This is a genomic window from Paenibacillus periandrae (genome assembly GCF_022458865.1).
Lineage (GTDB): Bacteria > Bacillota > Bacilli > Paenibacillales > NBRC-103111 > Paenibacillus_S > Paenibacillus_S periandrae.
This window is the reverse complement of sequence record NZ_JAJNMU010000029.1, coordinates 13,933-34,457: the sequence shown is the minus strand read 5'-3', so window position 1 is coordinate 34,457 and position 20,525 is coordinate 13,933. Positions and strand designations below refer to the sequence as shown.

Genomic DNA, 20,525 nt, shown 5'->3' with positions numbered 1-20,525 from the left:
CGGACATGGTGGTGATTAGAATGGCAAAGCGTATGCGATTAAATGCGGTAGAAATGGCCAATCCCGTGCAGGATAATGCTGGATTATGGCTGTACCCCGGTAATCGGGTAGAACGTTACAAGGATTTGGATTATTGGATTGAGCTCGCTCAAACTCTGGAAAGAGGAAAGTTCGACGCTTTATTTTTTGCAGATATACTTGGGGTGTACGATGTCTATCAAGGCAGCAGAGATACAGCGGTACGGGAAGGAATGTATTTTCCTATAAATGATCCATCCTATGCGATCCCGGCCATGGCAGCTGCTACTGAACATCTGGGGTTCGTACTGACGGCTTCGTTATCATACGAGCATCCCTATGCTTTGGCACGAAAGATGTCGACGCTTGACCATCTCACTGACGGTCGATTGGGCTGGAATATGGTGATGTCCAATCTGGATAGCACAGCTCGTAATTACGGTTTGGAGCAGCTGGATCATGATGAGCGGTACAATCGCGGAGACGAATACCTGGAAGTATGCCATAAGCTATGGGAGAAAAGCTGGGAGAACGACGCTGTTGTGCGTGATCGAATCAACCGCATCTACGCCGATCCCGCTAAAGTACATGAAATCGGCCACGAAGGCAAATATTTTAAAGTGCCGGGCATCCATTTATGCGAGCCTTCTCCACAGCGTACACCGGTGCTGTTCCAGGCAGGCTCCTCCGATCGAGGGCGAGAGTTCGCTGCCAAACATGCCGAGTGCATTTTCCTCAATGCAATGACAGAGAATGAAACGAAATTTCTTGTCCAGGATATCCGTCAGAGGGCTGAGCGATACGGACGTAATCCCGAGGAGGTGCTCTTTTTCCCGAAAATCAACCCGGTGATCGGCGCTACGGAGGAAGAGGCTCAGCAAGAGCTGCATAACTTGTTGGCATATTCCAGTCCGGAAGGTGCGTTATCCCTATTATCGGTGTGGACTGGCGTAGATTTCTCCACGGTCAGCTCCGACGACCTGCTGGCTTTTATTCGTAAGGGCGAGCAGCGCAGTGGAACCAATTATTTGTTTGAGTTTTTCAAGCGAAATGGCGGGGACGAGGAATGGGGGATTGAACAACTGTCCAAATATTTTGCCTTTGGCGGTGTAGGGTCATTACGTGTCGGTACGCCTGAGCAAATATCCGATCAGCTGGAACAGTTTATGGATCATACGGGAGTAGATGGCTATAACATCGCCTATGCGACCCGATCGGAAACGTTCGAACAATTCGTAAGCAAGGTCGTTCCGGTGTTACAACACAGGGGACGTGTTCAAACCGAGTATACCACAGGTGTGTTTCGCCACAAGCTCTTGGGCCAGGTTATGGAATGAATGTCACGACAAGTTAACCATTATGAGGAGGATGAACGAATATGACAGAGAAAAGAAAATTACAATTGGGCACCTTGGCTATCCATGCGGGGCAGGAAGTAGATCCGGCAACGAATGCACGAGCGGTTCCGATCTACCAGACGACATCCTATACATTTCGCGATACGGAGCACGCAGCCAATCTGTTCGGTCTCAAGGAGTTTGGCAATATTTATACACGCCTGATGAACCCGACAACCGATGTATTTGAGAAACGAATTGCGGCACTGGAAGGTGGCGTCGGGGCATTGGCAACTGCATCCGGTCAGGCAGCTATTTCGTTTTCCATTCTAAACATTGCCGGAGCCGGGGATGAGATTGTGTCGGCAACAAGCTTATATGGCGGCACCTACAATTTGTTTTCCCAGACATTGCCCAAGCTTGGTATCACCGTACGTTTCGTCGATCCGTCTGACCCGGAAAATTTTAAAAATGCTATTAACGAGAAAACGAAAGCAATATTTGCCGAAACAGTCGGTAATCCCAAAGGTGATATTCTCGACATTGAAGCAGTAGCTCAAATTGCACACGAGCATGGTATCCCGCTAATTGTCGACAATACATTTCCGAGTCCTTACCTGCTTCGCCCCATCGAATTCGGAGCTGATATTGTAGTTCATTCCGCGACAAAATTCATCGGTGGTCATGGAACCTCAATAGGTGGAATTATTGTGGATAGCGGCAAATTCGATTGGACGGCTAATGATAAGTTTCCTGGCTTGACACAGCCGGATCCAAGCTACCACGGTCTTGTCTACACAGATGCACTGGGCCCGCTCGCATATATTATTAAAGCCCGAGTTCAGCTGCTTCGTGATTTAGGAGCCTCGATCTCACCATTCAACTCATTTTTGCTGCTGCAGGGGCTGGAGACGCTGCATCTTCGGCTGGAACGTCACAGCGAGAACGCGCTGAAGGTTGCTCGTTATTTAGAACAACATGAAGCTGTCGAGTGGGTTAATTATCCAGGACTGGAAAGTCATCCTTCTCATGGACTTGTCACCAAATATTTGCCTAACGGTCAAGGTGCTATCCTTACGTTCGAAATCAAAGGCGGTATTGAAGCAGGCAAAAAGCTGATAAATGCTGTGACCTTATTCTCGCATCTGGCGAATGTCGGGGACTCTAAATCGTTAATTATTCACCCTGCAAGTACGACGCATCAGCAGCTGCAGGAAGCTGAACAGCTATCGACTGGCGTTACACCGGGGCTGGTTCGATTATCGGTTGGTACAGAAGGGATCGAGGATATTCTTTATGATTTACAGCAAGCGATTGAAGCCAGCCAGCGGGCGTAACACGAAGGCTACAATTAGGAATGGATTGCGTCAAATCCGACTATAACCATAAGTTAAGTTATTTAAGAGGGGGAAACAGCATGCATAATACAGCTCAACCCCTTGTCCAACTGGAACGAGTGGAGAAGAAATATGCTAATCGTACCATTGCCGTACAAGACGCAAATCTTCTGGTGCGAGAAGGTGAGTTTATTTCCTTTGTCGGTCCATCCGGCTGCGGCAAATCAACGATTTTGCGGATGATTGCGGGCTTGAGTGAACCGAGCGGAGGCAATCTGCAGGTGATGGGTGGTACAGCGGATTCAGTGCGAAAAAGCGGACGCCTTGCTTACGTGTTTCAGGATGCAACGCTTATGCCTTGGTGCAATGTACTGGATAATGTTGCACTGCCGCTTGAGCTTAAGGGGATATCACGCAAACAGCGGACCGAGGAATCGCTGCGTGTGCTGGAGTTGGTCGGGTTGAAGGATTATTCCAAATCATTACCTCGGGAGTTGTCTGGCGGTATGAAGATGAGAGTGTCTATCGCCCGCTCGCTCGTTGCTCAACCGGATCTGCTATTGATGGATGAACCGTTTGGTGCGTTGGACGAACTTACCCGACAGACGCTGCAGCAGGAATTACTCGGTATCTGGTCGGCCAATCCGCGAATGACCGTATTGTTCGTTACACATAACGTATTCGAAGCTGTGTACCTTTCAACACGAATTGCTGTGATGACACCACGACCAGGCCGAATCGTCGGTCAAATTGATGTACACACCTCGGCTCCACGACAGGAGGATTTTCGTACCAGCCCTCAATTCAATGAATTAGCTTCCCGGGTCAACGCAGTTCTTCGACATTAATTTACAGAGAGGGGGAAGTGCATTTGTCAGGACGATTGCGTTCCGGATTGTTACCGCCTTTATTAGCCTTTGTCCTATTCATTGCCGGCTGGCAATTCATTCTGCAGCTGCTGGGTACACCTGTTTTTTTACTGCCCAAACCGACTGATGTGTTTGCAGCTGTGTTGGATAATGGGGCTGATTTGTGGCATGCGGCATTAACTACCGCTTTTGAATCGGTGCTTGGGTTCGTCCTTAGTCTGATCATTGGAGTCGCCGGTGCTATTCTGTTAGCCAGCTCAAGAATCATCGAACGCAGCGTGTATCCTTATGCAATCGTATTACAAACGATCCCTATCGTTGCGATTGTCCCGATTATAGTCATCTGGTTGGGGCCGGGGCTTAATGCGATTGTCACTATAGCGTTTCTTATCGGATTTTTTCCGATGCTGTCCAATACGCTGATCGGGCTTCACTCCACCGAGCAAAATTTAAAAAACCTGTTCTATCTCTACAATGCCAATGGCTGGCAGAGGATGTGGAAGCTCCGTATTCCTGCTGCTTTGCCATATATCGTTGGCGGGATGAAAATATCATGCACATTGTCCGTTATCGGGGCGATTGTAGGTGAGTACATTGCCGGTATCGGTGGCAGCAATGGCGGACTTGGCTTTTCAATTACTTTTGCAGCCATGCGGCTGCAGACACCTTATCTATTTGCTTGCGGCCTTACCGCTTCACTGCTTGGCATCTCATTTTTTCTTTTTGTCAATGCACTTGCAAAAAGGTTATTAAGCTCTTGGCATGAATCAGAGATGAAGACGGAAAACTAATCACTTACACCTACGGAGGGATAACCATGTTGAAAAAAAATGTAAGCTTGCTCATTATCTCCTTATTATCATTCCAGATATTGGCCGCTTGCGGAAGCACGCCCAAACCGGCTGCCGCCCCTACGGCTCCGTCAGAGCCAACCAAGGCACCTGCAGCCGCAACAGCACCACCGGCAGGCAGCACGGCTCCGGCTTCAGACTCCATTTTAAAAGAAAAAACGAAGGTTACCCAGGTTCTCGACTGGTTCGCCCAATCCACACATGCCGGTCTGTATGCTGCTTCAGCCAAAGGCTTTTATAAGGACAGCAACCTGGACGTGACTATTAAACCAGGTGGTGCGCAGGTATCGGCTGTACAGATCGTAGCTGCCGGGCAGGCAGAGTTCGGACTTGCCAGTGCCGATTCTATCCTTATTGCGAGGGAGCAGGGTATTCCTATCGTGGGTGTAGCAGCCTTTTTGCAGAAAAGCCCATCAGCGATTTTCTTCCACAAGGGCGACAATATTAAAAGCTTTTCTGATCTGAACGGTCGTACGGTGTATGCTGCTTTAACGGCTGCATATTGGACTTATTTAAAGAAATCCTACAAGCTGGACAGTGTTAAAGAGGTACAGTTTACTGGCCAATACACGAATTTCGTTAACGATCCAAAGGCGCTCACACAAGGCTATACGACCAATACTCCCTATAGCCTGAAGCAGCAAAATATTGATGTTGATGCCCTGCTCGTTGCTGATTCCGGCTACCGTCCGTATTACAGCATTATCATTACTTCCGAAAAATATTTGAAAGAGCATCCGGACGTCGTTAAAGCTTATGTGCAAGCATCAGTCAAAGGCTGGGACTACTACAAGGATAATATTGAAGAGGTAGCTAAAGTGTTAAACGAAGCCAATAAGGAAAATTCTGTCGATTACCTCGTGAATGAAGGAAAGCTGCAAAAAGATTTCATCTACGGTGGAGATGCGGCGACCAAAGGTGTAGGCTATATGTCGCTGGAACGGTGGCAGGAACTGAGCAAACAATTGCAGGATATCGGTCAACTGAAGAAAAATGAGGATGTTCAACAAGCATTCAATACGAGTTTCTTGCCGAAAAAATAAAAAAAGGCGGATTTCCTACTATGAATAAAAGAATCTATTTGAACGCTGTCACGATTTCCGGTCCAACCGCATCACCAGGCTTATGGGCTCACCCGGAAGATCGGAGCTATGAGTACACCAGTCTGAAGTATTGGGTTGAGCTGGCCCAAACCTTGGAACGAGGCAAGTTCGATGCTATCTTTTTTGCTGATATGCTCGGTGTGTATGATGTATATCAGGGCAACATGGATACTGCGATCCGTCAAGCGATTCAGGTTCCATTAAATGATCCCAGTTACTTGATTCCGGCGATGGCCGCAGCGACCAAGCATCTTGGCTTTGCGGCTACCTTCTCCACAACGTATGAGCATCCCTATGCATTGGCACGCAAGCTGTCCACGCTGGATCATTTGACTAAAGGCAGGGTTGGCTGGAATATTGTCACCTCGAATCTGGACAGTGCTGCCAAAAACTACGGCTTGGAAGAGCAGCTTGGTCTGATAGAGCGCTATGATCGCGGAGATGAATATATGGATGTCGTCTACAAGCTGTGGGAAGCAAGCTGGGAGGAAGACGCGGTCGTGCAGGACAAGGCGCGACGCATCTATACCGATCCCTCCAAAGTGCACGATATCCATCATCAAGGCACATTTTTTCAAGTTCCAGGCATTCATCTAAGCGAGCCGTCACCCCAACGGACCCCGATGTTGTTTCAGGCTGGTAATTCGGCAAGAGGCAGAGAATTTGCCGCCAAGCATGCGGAATGCATTTTTCTGAATACGCCCACGATCGAGGCTACCCGCTTCATCGTGCAGGATATACGTGAACGGGCTGAGCAGCAGGGACGCGATCCTGCTAAGGTGTTATTTTTTCCTAAGCTCACGCCGATTGTAGGACGTACCGAAGCTGAAGCGCAGAGCCGTTATGAGAGCTTTCTTCAATATTCCAGCACTGAGGGCATATTTGCACTGTTAGGAGCATGGTCAGGAATCGATTTCTCCAAGCTTGGTGATGACAAGCTGCTTGAATTTGTCGAGAAGCGCGACAATCGCGGTATTATTGAGACGTGGAAACGATCCGATCCGGACAAGAAGTGGTCCGCAGAGGAGCTGGCCAATTTCTTCGCCTTCGGTACGAGTTCATTAACTATCGGGAGCCCGGAGCAAATCGCCGACACCATTGAGGATTTTATCGCACAGACCGGTGTTGACGGGTTTAATATCGGTCACATTATCCAGCCGGGAACGATTAATGCATTTGTCGATTTGGTCGTACCCGAGCTTCAGCGCAGAGGACTTGTGCAAAGGGAGTACGGGGATGGGACGTATCGGGAGAAAATTTTCGGTGAAGGACCCTACCTGCGAGACGATCATCCAGGTCGGCAACTTGCTGAAGCTATAGGTACAAGGAAGTAAGCTGAGCATGGGCTTGTTTTAAATATTAGGTTTGGAGGAGACAGGATGGCGTATTATGCTGTATGGATGAAGCCGGCTAATCAGGAATTGGCTCCGGTGTATCTGGAAGCGCATATTGAGTATTTAAGTCAGCTGCGTCTGGAAGGCAAGGTCAGTGGCAACGGACGTTTATTAAACGGCCCGGCTGGGAACGGACTCGTTATTTATCGAGGTAGTTCCTTGGAGGAAGTACAAGCGCTAATCGAGAAGGATCCATTTGTCGTACATGGTGTTAGGGCATATGAACTGCATCATTGGGACGTCAGATGGGCCCCTCATACGGGGCTTGGCGGTATTCGTGAGATTACTGCCGCTCAACTGTGGGAACGCATAGAGAACGGCGAGAAGCCGACGATTATTGATGTCCGTGAGGACCATGAGGTTGCTGAAGGTGTCATACCAGGTGCCATACACATCCGTCTTGGCGATCTGGAGCATAGACACACGGAAATTCAACCGGCTGGCGAGATATTCTTCTTATGCAGAGGAGGCCGTAGAAGCCTGAAAGCATGCGAATGGCTGCTGTCCAACGGCTACACGGGATTGGTGAACGTGGCTGGTGGGATGACCGCGTGGAAAGAGCTGCGTTAGTTCCAAATCCTTTTAAGATAATGAAGATTGTTATTTCTCATGGAAAGTAGGATGTCAGCATGAGTAAACGGATCCGTCTCAATTTTATCGAAAAAAATTGTCCGACGGTTGATAATATTGGATTGTGGACGCATCCCGACAGCAGAGCCTCCGATTACAAGGAGCTGTCCTATTGGACGGAGCTTGCACAGCTGCTGGAGAGGGGCAGGTTTGATGCCATATTTTTCGCAGATGCACTGGGGACATTCAGTACTTATAAGAACAGCAGAGACACGGCAGTCAGCGAAGGAATGAGCTTGCCCATCAACGATCCTTCCTATCTGATTCCGGCGATGGCTGCCGTGACCGAGCATTTGGGGTTTGCCGTCACCTCTTCAATTACCTACGATCATCCTTATGCATTGGCGCGTAAGATGTCCACGCTGGACCATCTAACAAACGGTCGTATTGGCTGGAATATCGTGACATCGAATTTGAATAGTGCAGCATTGAATTTCAGCTTAACTGAGCAGATGGAGCACGATACGCGTTACGATCGTGGAGATGAATTCCTGAATGTATGCTACAAGCTGTGGCAATGCAGCTGGGAGTCTGATGCGGTTGTGCGCGATAGGATAAACCGGGTGTACACCAATCCATCTAAAATACACGAGATTCGGCATGAAGGCAATTTCTTCAAGGTTCCGGGTATTCATTTGTGCGAGCCTTCGCCGCAGCGAACGCCTGTACTGTTCCAGGCGGGTTCATCAACCCGTGGTCGTCAGTTTGCGGCGCAGCATGCGGAATGCATCTTCCTGAACGCGATGACGGTGGAGGAAACACGCTTTCTCGTGCAAGATATTCGAAATCAAGCAGAAGCAGCAGGACGTGATCCGCTGCAGCTTCGTTTCTTCCCGCGGTTTGTACCTGTTGTGGGGCTTACTGAAGCGGAAGCGAAAGCGAAGTTTGCTGAATATGTACGTTATGTCAGTACAGAAGGCACGCTTGCCCTGCTGTCCTCATGGTCTGGCATTGATTTATCTGCCTATACCCCGGATGAGCTGCTTGCTTATATCAGAAAGAAAAGCAATGGCAGCCAATACATAGCGGATTATTTGCGGCGTGTAGATGAAGGCAAACGCTGGACAACGGAAGAGCTGGCGGAGCTGTATGCGTTTGGTGGTGCGGGTAATGTAACCGTCGGCTCACCCCAGCAGATTGCCGACTATATGGAAGCGTTCGTCGAAACCACCGGTGTCGATGGATTTAACTTGGCCTATGCGGTTCGCGGAAAAAGCATCGGTGAATTTATTAATGAGGTCGTGCCTGAGCTGCAGCGCCGAGGACGTATACAAACCTCCTATAAACCGGGAACCTTACGCGATAAGCTATTCAATCACGGTCCGCATACAGCATCGGATCATCCTGCGTCACAGGTGAGAATTGATTGATGCAGCGGATGCAGGAACGGCTGAAATAATTAGAGGAGGATACGGAAGATATGCGTTATTTTATCGTGTTTGCCAAATTGCTCAAACCGGAAATTGCCCCGACCGTGGCACCTGCACATATGGCCTACATGATTGCTTTAAGAGAAGCAGGAACGGTGATCGCACACGGTCGATTGCTGGACGGTTGGGGCGGCGTAGCGGTATATCGAGCTGAATCTATCAATGAGGTACAGGAACTGGTAAACAAGGACCCTTTTATTGTAGAAGGCATCAGAAGCGCTGAAGTTCATGAATGGGATCTGAAGCTGGCTTCTGGTGTAACGATTGCTTAAAGAACAACTGAGAGGATGTGTACGTTATGGCTAAAAAACGAATCTATTTGAATGCAATAGAGAAAAGCTGCCCAACGGATACGCCAGGGCTATGGGCTCATCCCGACGACGAAGGGCATCGCTATAAGGACCTTAGTTATTGGACGGAGCTTGCCCAGTTGCTCGAAAGCGGAGGCTTTGATGCGGTCTTTTTCCCTGATGTGCTGGGACAATATGATGTGTACAAGAAAAGCCGTGATACATGTCTGGAGCAGGCAATCCAGGCCCCGATCAATGATCCGACGTATGTAATTCCGGCGATGGCCGCTGTGACGAAGCATCTCGGCTTTGCCGTTACCTGCTCTACGACCTATGAGCATCCTTATGCATTAGCTCGCAAAATGTCCACACTCGATCATTTGACCAAGGGGCGTATCGGCTGGAATGTGGTTACCTCCTTTCTGAAAAGCGCTGCCCGCAATTATGGCTTGGAGGATCAGCTCACTGCGGAAGAACGTTATGAGATTGGCGAGGAATATCTTGACGTCTGCTATAAGCTGTGGGAAGCGAGTTGGGAGGTGGATGCGGTAGTTCAGGACCGTGAGGCTCGCATCTATACGGACCCATCGAAGGTACATGATATCGGACACGAAGGAGCCCGGTTTAAGGTTCCTGGCATTCATTTGTGTGAGCCTTCACCGCAGCGTACACCGGTCATCTATCAGGCAGGAGCATCGACGCGGGGGAGGGCTTTTGCAGCAGCACATGCCGAAGGTGTGTTTCTGAATACGCCTACATCCGAAGCGACGAAGGCCATCATCGACGATATTCGCAGCAAGGCACAAGCGGCAGGACGCCGACCGGAGGACCTGCTATTTTTCCCGAAATTGACTGTCATTGTCGGGCGTACAGAGGAAGAAGCGCAACGTAAGTATCAGGATTATTTGAAGTATTCCAGCACCGAGGGGCTGCTTGCATTGCTTGGTGGCTGGTCGGGTATCGATTTTGCCGATTATGGACCTGAGAGGCTTCTACAATTTGCCAAAAATAGCAACAACCGTTCGATCATCGAGTATTTGAATGATCATCCCGACAAGCAATGGACGGTAGATGAATTGGCGAATATTTATGCTTTCGGAACAACTTCGCTGACAATTGGCTCACCTGAACAGATTGCCGATGCCATGGAGCGTTATATAGAGCAAACCGGCGCTGACGGCTTCAACATTTCGTATATTACCCGCCCCGGCAGTAATCGCGATTTCGTCGAGCTTGTTGTTCCCGAGCTGAGGCGGAGGGGGCTTGTACAGGAGCATTACAGCGATGGCGTTCTGCGTGACAAGCTATTCGGTCAAGGACCAAATCTGCCCGACCAGCATCCCGGACGTACACGGTCAGTACTGGGTGTTAAAGCATGAGTCTTCTGGGCAGGTTGCATCTAATTAATGCACGATTGCCTTTGGCTGAAGGATCTCCAGCACTGCTATATGAATTAACGGCTGCCAATGGGCTCTGGCAGTCAGTGACTCCACAGCAGGAGCAAGGGATAATTCGGGATCATGGCAGTATCCCTCTAGAGGATATACAGCTGACGGGCAGCACTTCAGCTTCACGGACCATAGATCTTGGCGGGAAAATACTGCTGCCCGGACTTGTTGAGGCGCACGCGCATCTTGACAAGGCGTTTACATCAGGAATCGTCAGAAATGAATCAGGCACACTCGGTGAAGCGATTCGTAACTATAGTGCTGCGGTTCCACAATTTACGCGTGAGGCGCTTGTAACCCGAATCCATAAAGCCGCTTTGCGTGCTGCTGCGGGTGGTGCGACAGCCATTCGCTCGCATGTGCATTTCCCGTTCGAGCATGGTCGGGAAGCTGCTTTTCGCTTGGTTCATGCGGCTCTGGAGGCGAGGGAGCTTGTGAGCGGAATCGTAGATATCCAGTATGTTCTGTTCGTTCCAAGCCGGGGACACACACCCGCCATGTGGGAAGCCGTCGACGAAGCCATGCAAGCGGGGATGGATGCAGTTGGAGGTGCGCCGCACATTGCTGATGAACCGGGGGCATATCTAGAGCAGCTTGTTGCTATTGCCAGGAAATATAACAAAGACGTCGATCTGCATGCAGATGAGACGGATGACCCTCAGGTACAGACTGTATCAGCGATTGCGGCTGCTGCCATACGTAATGATTATCAGGGCAGAGTGGTGGTCGGTCATTTGTGCTCATTGAGCGCCATAGAGGAGAGTCGTGCAGCAGCGATTATCGATAATATGGCTTTGGCTCAGTTAAAGGTCATAACGCTGCCTGCTACCAATTTATACCTGCAGGGCAGGGGGGATAGGGGTTTAGTACGTCGCGGTGTAACGCGAGTTAAGGAGCTGATGGCCGCAGGCATTCCTGTTGCTACCGCATCGGATAATGTGCAGGATCCATTTCATCCCTACGGAAGCGGTGACTTGCTGCAGATGGGGCTGCTAACTGGCTATTCTCTTCAAATGGGAAGCGCTGACGATGCGCATACGCTCCTTCGTATGCTGTCGACGATCCCAGCATCGTTAATCGGTCTGAAACGATATGGGATAAAGCCAGGTTTACCAGCTCGCTTCGTCGTATTCGATGCAAGCTCGCCAATCGAGCTTTTCGCTGAGCTGCCCATAAACCGTTGGATATACCGCGATACGCGTTGGTTATATCACAGCCGTCAATTATCGGAATGGAATTCGACATTGTGAGGAGGTTGGTTTTTCATAAACGTGTTGAGAACATATGTGATAATTTGGATTGCACAATGACCTTGGAATCAAATCGATTTTTGATTTTGGTTGCACCATTTATGCCGATTTCCAAGGCTTGCTGAAAGTTTTCCTTGATCCAGAGCAAGGTATCCGTTATTGATTTCATGTCCGCTTCGACTTCTAGATAGTCCACATTTTTTTCAAGAATAAAATGGTCATTACGAGGATTTGTCGATACTAATATGCAACCTGTTGCCATCGCATCCAATGCCGCTGTTGTTGGAAAACCATCAAGAGCAAACTCATCATGAGTGCCACTGTAAATGAATACATGTGATTGCTCATAAATCATCTTAATCGTTTCAGGATTTAGAAGGCCCCAAAAAGTATAGTTTGTATGGGTTAGTAGATGGAGATCATGTTCCCAATCGCCTATGATGTTTAGATGATATTGGTCATCAAGCTGATTGAAAACTTGTGCCAATAACGGAAAGCCTTTACGCTCGGCACGATGAGCGGAGAAAGTTATTTGTATGGGATTAACAGTGGATTTAGAAGTATAAGTGTAAAAGTCTGTATTGATCACTACCGGAGAATAGATGCTATTGGGAATGACATGTAATACTTCAGCAATGTTCGTAAATATGGTTGAGCAATGATGGGATGCTATCCGCAGAAATTCTTCAGAAGTGGAGGGACCCAAACCACCGCCGGGATATAGTGTCGTGTGGAGGTTCATACCATGTTCCTGTATAATTGGCATAATATTTAAACCAGGATTCGATCCAGGCATATAGGTTCCATCAGTGAGATAACATCTCCCTTGCAGACTTAAAACCAGATTTAGAAACACACAATAAATATCCGTAATTCCCTCTTGTTTCGCCAATGCTGCAAATAATTCGAATGGGTAAACTTGTGCAGGAAATTCATCCGTATATCTATTTGTAGCAAAAAAAAGCGTATCAGGTTTTTGATTATAAAACTCCATATTTTCCCAATAGCGAAACCCACTCTGTTTCCAGGGAAATGTAGTATCGATTACCGCAAGGCGACGTGTTGTGCCAGACAAAGGTTCGTTAATCATTTTTCGTACAAGCTCCTCCCATTCTTACTTAGGGACCGCATACAAAATCGTTTCCTGAGCATAGATAGTGTAATGACCCAAATAGAATGTGTAATCCAAGTTCAATTGAGCTATGAAATTAACGACAGCAGCAAAATCCTCGATTTGATGATAGATGGCAATAGCAAGTATCGGACGAAAGCTTTGAATGGCTTGAGCAGCCCCTCTCAAAGCATTCATTTCTGCTCCTTCGATATCCATTTTGATGAAATCGATTTTCGTTATATGATGTTCGTTGACCAAATCATCAATAGAAATCGTTAAGGCTTGATCATTGGAATCGTTCGTTTTGGTGAATGAAACCGAGCTTGCCGCTCCTTGATCCGTGTAGTATAGCAATTCATTGGATACATGCCAAAGAGGGCGTTTAATGATCGTAATCTGTTGTTTAAGCTTCGCATTCAGATCCAGATTTTTCCCCATAATTTCCAAATTACTTGGTATGAATTCAATAGTGTACACGTGCCCGGACTCGCCAACTTCATGAGCAAAGTATAGTGCAGTATCTCCGAAACACCCGCCTGCGTCGATAACTACATCAGATTCTTTTGCTTTTATGACGGGTGCAAGCTTATCGTACTCATACTGTCGGTCCATAAAAGTAGCGCTGACTCCAATGGAAATGCAGAACAGCCGAAGATCAAATCCAATTTCATTTAAATCAAAAAGGGGAAGGATCCATCCGTGATATTGAGTTAGAATGGTCTCCGTGGTACGAATAAGATGGCGTAGGGATTGCCGCTGATTCCAGTATTCATTTGTATGGAGAGGCAGCTTTATTTTTTTATTGCTCAATAATCGAAAAGACAACACGGAAATTAACAATTCCCGAGATGGCTGATCCTCCAGATGATCAAACAGTTCAATAATTCCTTGTAAATGTTTCAGAATTTCCTTTTTCTCGATTTCGGTATTCACCACTATGGGGTCCATAGGAATCGGAACCGACATGAGCTCAAACAGCTCCATGTCTATATTGTAATAATAATCATTTAATGAATGTGCCAGCAGCTTTTGGATAAGTAAATCTAGAAACTCAGAAGACTCAGCCTGGTTGGGATGTGTTTGCACAAGACGTTCGGATTGAAATAAAAGCGACCTTGCTTTTTCTTTGATGTGAATGTCTTTGGAAATACCGAGAATCGTGGAAAAACAGAGCTTCGCCAAGGTTTGCCGACCACTCGAATGATAGATCTCACCCAGCTTCAACAGGACATCCACATCGTGTATATGGTAAATCAAGCTTTCTTTTAATGTTCTTTCCAGCAAGGCTAACTCATCCGGCATATCTTAATGACCACCTTTCCAGCTAGGCAGAGAATTTGAAAATTAGCTATACGTAACAATCCTTATGCGGTAAATCCATATTGTATTCCTTGACAGGCAGGGAGGAAATAGCAGCTTTTTTGAATCTTTCTTTTTAAATCCCTAAATTAAATAGTTCAGCATAATGACTCGTGATCAAAATACTGATTGACAATCAAATTTCTTTATTTTATGATGAACTTGAATTTATACATAACATGGGACTGGCATCTGCATATTGCCGGAATGAGAGGAGCATGATGATCATCGAACAGACAAGAGCTGCATTAGAAAAGCTAGGTTATCCAGGAGGCGATTTACACCAACTTCCAACTTCGTTGAAAGCGTTTACAGATGGAGCGCATTACCGAATTGAAATTCCATCAGTTGAAGGGCCTGCTGTTTTCAGCGCTATTGTTGAAGAGATGAAGAAGTACAATATTCCTATCCATCGCGTTTCGCAGGGTAGTGGAATTATGCTGCTTACCGACGAGGAAATATTGGAAATGGCGCAGATCGGGCGTGATAATCAGATAGAGGTTAGCTTGTTTATCGGTCCGCGAGCTACCTTTGATATCGGTGCACAGGCTTTAACATCAACAGGTAAAAGTATCGCGTTGCGCGCAAGCGGCATGGAACAGGTTGTCTATGCGCTGGAAGACGTGAAACGCGCCTGCAGGCTTGGTATTCGTGGAATTTTGGTAGCGGACGAAGGTGTATTGTGGGCAGTTAACGAATTCAAGAAATCAGGAGATTTACCGGCAGATTTGGTTGTGAAAGGTTCTGTATCATTAGGAGCTTGCAACCCGATCTCCATTAGCCTTGCACAAAATGCAGGAGCTGATACCTATAATGTAGCAACTGATATGACTCTTGCACGGTTGGCTGCAATCCGGCAGGCCGTAGATATTCCGCTCGATTTGTATATAGAGGTCCCCGATGACTTTGGCGGGTTTGTCCGTTATTATGAGGTAGCCGAGATTATTCGTGTGGCCGCTCCGGTTTATGTAAAATTCGGGCTTCGAAATGCTCCAAACATATACCCGTCCGGCACGCATCTGGAAGATACCGCGGTAAAGCTTGGGCGTGAACGGGTGCGCCGCGCCAAAATCGGCTATGATTTCATTCAAAGGTACGGCAGCGGCTTCATAACTTCCGAGCCGGGGGCAGCTGGACTTGGCATTCCAAAGTAATTATGAGAGTTAAAAGGAAAAAGAGCTGGAAGCTGATAACGCTCAGTTTATTGTCTGTATGTATCGTGCTGCCGATTTTATTTCAGGGTTATTTACTAGGGAATGAATCCGCACAAAAATTAGAATTGCTTTATAATAAATCGATATCTAAAAATATGGACTCCTTATCTATTAATCTGGACTTATATATCAATCATATTGAAGATAATTTGCGCGCTTTCTCACAGGATGCGGAATTGCTGGAATTGTTGAATACCCGGGAAGAACAAAAAAATAAAATATCTACAAAGCTTGATTCTTTCTCCACAGTATATCGAATTCGTGTGCCGCTTGATGTCGTGGTCATAAGCAGGTATGGAGAGGTTTTCAGCAATTCGCCCATTTATGAGACAGAAGCGCTGCGACTCAAAAAAACCGTCCAATCGTTTCCTTGGTATGCGGACAATCTTGGATACGACAAAAAGGTGATTTATCATGAGGTTTCAAACGATTTTCACGATCATCTCACCCGTAATAATGCTGTATATATTGTTAAAAACCTGGTTTATGGAAATGAGCATTTAGGCTTGATGGTTTTACAAATGAATCAAACGTTGATCCAACGTTTGATTTATCAAATCCAATTAAGTCCGGAAACCGTAGCTTTTATAAGCAGTCCTAACAAGGAAATATTAATTCCAAACGAGGGTAAAGAGGTTGAAACTGCTCTAGCCCAAGAAGTGGTAAGCAGATGTATGGAAGCGGGAACCGATTATGCCGGATTTCATTTTCCATGGAAGGGGAAGGAATATTTCAGCTCCTGCCATTATATATCGTATTTGTCCTGGTATCTGGTGGCTGTGATCCCGAAGGAAATGGTCGTTACGGAGAGCAGAGAGGTGTGGCTGTATACGTTCATTGTTACCGGCGCATCGATTTTTCTGATTTCATTCATCCTGTTGTTATTAGCGCAAAAGGTGATGATTCCCATCCTGAAGCTGGCCAGACTGGTCCGCCAGTACCGGATCAATGATTTATCCGGCCGATACGAATATCAAGGGGTCGAGGAGATTGAAATCTTATCATCAGGGATTAACCAAATGCTCGAAAGAATGCAAATACAGGTTCAAAAAATCAAAGAGGATGAGAAACAAAAGCTGGAATTGGAATTAAACTTGCTTCAATCACAGATCAGGCCGCATTTTTTACATAATGCAATTAATTCCGTTCGATGGATGGCAGAAATAAAAGGGGAGAAATCCATTGCCCATGCGCTTGTTAATCTGGCCAGTATGCTGCATTACACCTTAAATAATTACCAAGTGATTTGGAGTACTGTTGCCGATGAAATGGCTTACGTTAAAAGCTATATTGCCTTTCAGGAAGCAAGAATGATCATACCTATTGAAACGGAAATTAGGCTGGATCCGGATACTCGTGATGTCGCTATTCCAAAGCTTTCGCTGCAGCCCTTTGTAGAAAACTCGATTCAGCATGGGTTCACTTCTCTGGAGAAAAGGAAACCCAAACTGGGGATTACCTGTGTTAAAATAGGGAAAGAGGTTATCATCACGATAGAGGATAACGGAATCGGTATGAGCCCCGAAATGATTCCGCAAATTCTGGATATTTCCGGGCATAAGAAAGCAGGAGAGGCAAATTCGGGAATCGGTATCAAAAATGTAATTCGTAGGCTGCAGCTCAAATTTGGTGGTACGTTCCATATTCATGCGGAAAGCAAGCCGGATGCAGGCAGTAAGTTCATTATAATTATTCCCGATATTCACAATGATGAGGGTGAACGTGAATGAAAGTGATGATTGTCGAAGACGATATGCTTGTGCGCTTGGGCATCAAATCGATGATTCCATGGAAACAGATGGGAATGGAGATTGTCTGCGAAGCGCGGGACGGATTGGAAGCGGTTGAGCTGTTCACAGCATATCAACCGAATATTATTCTGGTTGATATTGGTATACCTAAATTGAACGGGCTTGATTTCATTGAGCGTGTTAAGCCGGCAGATCCGTCCTGCGAGTTCATTATTTTGACCTGCAATAAAGATTTCGAAATGGTCCAACGGTCTCTCCGTCTGGGAGTACGCGATTTTGTGCTTAAATCTACGATGGAGATCGAAGAATTACAAGCAACCCTTGAGAAGGTGGCCCAAAGCATCCGTGAAAAGAAAGTAGCAGTTAGCGGTACTGTCGAGCACTTGATGAAGAATGATGTGGACACGATGAAAAAAAATGTGCTTTTAAGAGGCTGGTTGAACGGAGTTCATGTGAATTACAGTCTATTTCGTGAAAAGCTGGCCCGATGCGGCATTGCTACCCTATATCCAAATTTTCAAGCATGGGTCATTCAATTGGAAACCCGGATTCGTAATGGAGCCGGCTTGGAGCCCGCGGATATGGAAAAAATCGGTTATGCGATTGAAAACGTTGCCGGTGAGCTATTCAGAGAGGCGCTGATTGGATTTGTACCCGATGTCAGGCAGCGCCGTTGGCACGTTATGTTCCATTATCCCGGCCATACCGGTGTAAATCCACTGCTCTTAATTGATGCTATTGAACGTTATTTGGGATTTGATATTACAATTGCGTGCAGCGAGTTGTACACGAAGTGGGATCATTGGGATGTCTCTGCTCCAAAAGCGGAAGAATTACTGGAATTAAAATATTATTTGCCCGAAGAATCTTTGTTTTTCGATCAGGTACTGAGCGATGTGCTGCCCGATTCAATCATCGAACGAAAAAAAGAATTTAGCTTAAGACTGTCGCTGCTGCAATTAAACGATGCAATCGCATGTATGCAAAGCATAGGCTCAGATCTAAAAAGTCCGTTCCCAAAGCCGAAAATTATGAAAAATATGTTCCGTGAAATGATGTTGGAAATTGCCCAATTAAGGGAGAGGCATGATCCTGAGGCGAATTCATCAGGGATGCCATTCCGTGAGCATCAAACTTTGCGCGAAGAGCTCCATAATATTTCCACGCTGGTCCGCGAAACCGGCGAATCGTTATTTCACGACCGTTATACGCTTGAAAGAAAACAATATATTGAAGCGGCCAGGCATTTTATTAACGACCATCTTTTCGAAGATGTCAGCCTGAATCGCATTTCTGAGCAGGTCAGTATGAGTCCGGCCTACTTTAGTAAATTATTTAAGCTCGAAACAGGGCAAAGCTTTACCGATTATGTGTTAGCGGCCAAGCTCGACAGAGCCGAACAAATGATGCGCGAAGGAAAATCAGTAACGGATATTTCAGAAAAGCTCGGGTATTTAAATTTGAGTTCATTCACCCGCATGTTCAAAAAAATAAAGGGGGTCGCTCCTTCACACTATAACTCAAGCGGCAGCTAATAGGTTAAGCAGTGTTATTCACACGCTCCGATCAATCTTTGGAATCCAAAAGTTGATCGGGGTGTTTTTGTATAACATGATAAATGAACATGAATAAAAGATAAATGGATGTAAAACCGGATATAAATTGATAAGCGCAACGCAGTACCCTGTCATTCTAATCGAATATCTTACACTTTATAATAAAATAGAAATAACAACTAAGGGGGAGTCATTCAATGGGGGCACCAATAAAAAAGCTTTCCATATTAGGGCTTACAGGAATTATGGCATTCGGTTTCTGGGGATGCTCGGCAGGGCAAAGCGGCAGCGGGACAGCTGCAGTTTCGAATACAGACAGTAAGCCACAGCCTAGTAAGGATCCCGTTAAGATTGTTTTCTGGAATTCAGGCTATCCGACAATTGATGCCAATAATAAAACAAAGAAGAGAGAGGACTTTTACATTTTTCAAGCTATCAGCAGATTTGAGAAAGTTAACCCGGGAGTTACGGTCGAGGTTCAGGACGTCCCCTCCAACGAAGAGATGTTTACCAAATTCCAGACGGCCAGCATTGCCAAAAATGGCCCGGATTTGACCGTCTTATGGTCAGGTACCTATATGTTAAGATTTAAGCAGTTTCTTGAGCCGATGGACTCGTATTTTAAAAAAGAAGAACGCTCGCGGATTACAGGCTGGGAGGCGGTGGCTGAGGGCTTTAAGGAGGATGGCAAAATCTACGGTGTGCCCTTCTCGACTGACGGTATATTTGCACTCTTTTATAATAAGAAGATATTGGCGGATGCCGGCGTGAACCCGGAGCAAAAACCTCTGAAAAATTATAATGAATTTGTGGCTATGCTGCAAAAAGTAAAAGATAAGGGCACAACACCAATCGGCCTTCAAATGCCTGTAAATTTCTGGCATATTCCATCTTACTGGATTGCGCAAACGGTTACACCAGCTGGTCTTGGCGAGCTCGTTCAAGGCAAGAGGAATTTCTCTGATCCCAAGCTGGCAGAAATTATGAAGGCTTGGAACCAGCTTTACGATAAGGGGTTAGCTGTATCAGATACGTCCAATCAAGCAAGGCAATTATTTTATAAAGGGCAAGTGGCGATGGTGCTGGCGGGAAATAAAACAATAACGGAAGCCCGTAAAGCGCTTGGTGATGATTTGGGAATTATGAAGGTGCCTGATTTCAATGAGGATGTGCAGATTCATGACGGTGGTGTTGGTGGCGTCGGAAATGCATTCGTCGTAACGAGCTATTCAAAGAATAAAAAGGAATCCGTAGATTTCATCAAATTTTTGATGAGTAAAGAAGAACAAATCAATAAAATTAAATCAGGCGAAGGCTCGCTAACCGTTGTTAAGGATGTCAATGTCAACGAGTTTATCGATGAACCGCTGATTCGGGATATGCAGACAGCTGCAAATAAGCCAAGTGCGATCTTCTGGCCGGACAATATTTTTCCTTCCGAGCTGACAAGTGAAATTGCCTCACTTCAATCCTTGGTATTCACGGGTAAAATGACCACAGATGAGTTTTTGAAAAAAATTGATAAAAAGCGGGATGAGGTTTTAAACTCGAATAAATAGGGCTGAGGCGGGCTT

Annotated in this window: 17 protein-coding genes; 15 read left to right on the top strand and 2 right to left on the bottom strand. The window is 46.4% G+C overall.

Going from position 1 to position 20,525, the window contains the following annotated elements; genetic code table 11:
- Nucleotides 1-20: 20 nt before the first annotated feature.
- The 11 genes from LRL21_RS36370 to LRL21_RS36315 all read left to right on the top strand — a co-directional run bounded on the left by LRL21_RS36370 (nucleotide 21) and on the right by LRL21_RS36315 (nucleotide 11,957).
- Nucleotides 21-1,355 (top strand): LLM class flavin-dependent oxidoreductase, encoded by a 1,335-nt coding sequence (locus LRL21_RS36370; RefSeq protein ID WP_240420705.1) that lies wholly within the window; start codon nucleotides 21-23, stop codon nucleotides 1,353-1,355.
- 41 nt (nucleotides 1,356-1,396) lie between these two features.
- Entirely contained in the window at nucleotides 1,397-2,692 is a 1,296-nt protein-coding gene (locus LRL21_RS36365) for a homocysteine synthase (protein ID WP_240420704.1), read from the top strand.
- Between the two features lie 80 nt (nucleotides 2,693-2,772).
- Nucleotides 2,773-3,540: an ABC transporter ATP-binding protein gene (locus LRL21_RS36360; protein ID WP_240420703.1), complete on the top strand. Its 768-nt coding sequence runs from the start codon at nucleotides 2,773-2,775 to the stop codon at nucleotides 3,538-3,540.
- A 23-nt stretch (nucleotides 3,541-3,563) separates the two neighbouring features.
- Nucleotides 3,564-4,352, top strand: a complete 789-nt coding sequence (locus LRL21_RS36355) for an ABC transporter permease (RefSeq protein WP_240420702.1) — start codon at nucleotides 3,564-3,566, stop codon at nucleotides 4,350-4,352.
- A 26-nt stretch (nucleotides 4,353-4,378) separates the two neighbouring features.
- Complete coding sequence (locus LRL21_RS36350; protein ID WP_240420701.1) at nucleotides 4,379-5,455, top strand: ABC transporter substrate-binding protein; 1,077 nt, start codon at nucleotides 4,379-4,381, stop codon at nucleotides 5,453-5,455.
- Between the two features lie 20 nt (nucleotides 5,456-5,475).
- Entirely contained in the window at nucleotides 5,476-6,849 is a 1,374-nt protein-coding gene (locus LRL21_RS36345; protein WP_240420700.1) for an LLM class flavin-dependent oxidoreductase, read from the top strand.
- Between the two features lie 45 nt (nucleotides 6,850-6,894).
- Nucleotides 6,895-7,479: a rhodanese-like domain-containing protein gene (locus LRL21_RS46475; RefSeq protein WP_338044728.1), complete on the top strand. Its 585-nt coding sequence runs from the start codon at nucleotides 6,895-6,897 to the stop codon at nucleotides 7,477-7,479.
- Between the two features lie 59 nt (nucleotides 7,480-7,538).
- Nucleotides 7,539-8,909, top strand: a complete 1,371-nt coding sequence (locus LRL21_RS36330) for an LLM class flavin-dependent oxidoreductase (RefSeq protein ID WP_240420699.1) — start codon at nucleotides 7,539-7,541, stop codon at nucleotides 8,907-8,909.
- 50 nt (nucleotides 8,910-8,959) lie between these two features.
- Nucleotides 8,960-9,241, top strand: a complete 282-nt coding sequence (locus tag LRL21_RS36325; RefSeq protein WP_240420698.1) for a YciI family protein — start codon at nucleotides 8,960-8,962, stop codon at nucleotides 9,239-9,241.
- A gap of 26 nt (nucleotides 9,242-9,267) precedes the next feature.
- Nucleotides 9,268-10,638, top strand: coding sequence for an LLM class flavin-dependent oxidoreductase (locus tag LRL21_RS36320; protein ID WP_240420697.1), 1,371 nt, complete (start codon nucleotides 9,268-9,270; stop codon nucleotides 10,636-10,638).
- On the top strand, nucleotides 10,635-11,957 hold the full coding sequence (locus tag LRL21_RS36315) for an amidohydrolase family protein (RefSeq protein WP_240420696.1): 1,323 nt from the start codon (nucleotides 10,635-10,637) through the stop codon (nucleotides 11,955-11,957). The genes LRL21_RS36320 and LRL21_RS36315 overlap by 4 nt, the downstream gene beginning before the upstream one ends.
- 13 nt (nucleotides 11,958-11,970) lie before the next feature.
- Here LRL21_RS36315 and LRL21_RS36310 read toward each other — a convergent pair whose 3' ends face one another.
- A complete protein-coding gene (locus tag LRL21_RS36310) occupies nucleotides 11,971-13,047 on the bottom strand; it encodes a glycosyltransferase (protein ID WP_240420695.1) in 1,077 nt (358 codons plus the stop codon).
- 24 nt (nucleotides 13,048-13,071) lie between these two features.
- On the bottom strand, nucleotides 13,072-14,373 hold the full coding sequence (locus LRL21_RS36305; protein WP_240420694.1) for an FkbM family methyltransferase: 1,302 nt from the start codon (nucleotides 14,371-14,373) through the stop codon (nucleotides 13,072-13,074).
- 278 nt (nucleotides 14,374-14,651) lie between these two features.
- On the opposite strand from LRL21_RS36305, the gene LRL21_RS36300 reads away from it, so the two are divergent.
- The 4 genes from LRL21_RS36300 to LRL21_RS36285 all read left to right on the top strand — a co-directional run bounded on the left by LRL21_RS36300 (nucleotide 14,652) and on the right by LRL21_RS36285 (nucleotide 20,510).
- Entirely contained in the window at nucleotides 14,652-15,584 is a 933-nt protein-coding gene (locus LRL21_RS36300) for a hypothetical protein (protein WP_240420776.1), read from the top strand.
- 2 nt (nucleotides 15,585-15,586) lie between these two features.
- Nucleotides 15,587-17,374 carry a sensor histidine kinase gene (locus LRL21_RS36295; RefSeq protein ID WP_240420693.1) on the top strand — a complete coding sequence of 596 codons (1,788 nt, stop codon included), beginning with the start codon at nucleotides 15,587-15,589 and terminating at the stop codon, nucleotides 17,372-17,374.
- The gene (locus LRL21_RS36290) at nucleotides 17,371-18,930 is read left to right on the top strand and encodes a response regulator transcription factor (protein ID WP_240420692.1); all 1,560 of its coding nucleotides are present in this window, start codon (nucleotides 17,371-17,373) and stop codon (nucleotides 18,928-18,930) included. Before LRL21_RS36295 ends, LRL21_RS36290 begins: the two co-directional genes overlap by 4 nt.
- A gap of 218 nt (nucleotides 18,931-19,148) precedes the next feature.
- Nucleotides 19,149-20,510: an ABC transporter substrate-binding protein gene (locus tag LRL21_RS36285; RefSeq protein WP_240420691.1), complete on the top strand. Its 1,362-nt coding sequence runs from the start codon at nucleotides 19,149-19,151 to the stop codon at nucleotides 20,508-20,510.
- Nucleotides 20,511-20,525 lie beyond the last annotated feature (15 nt).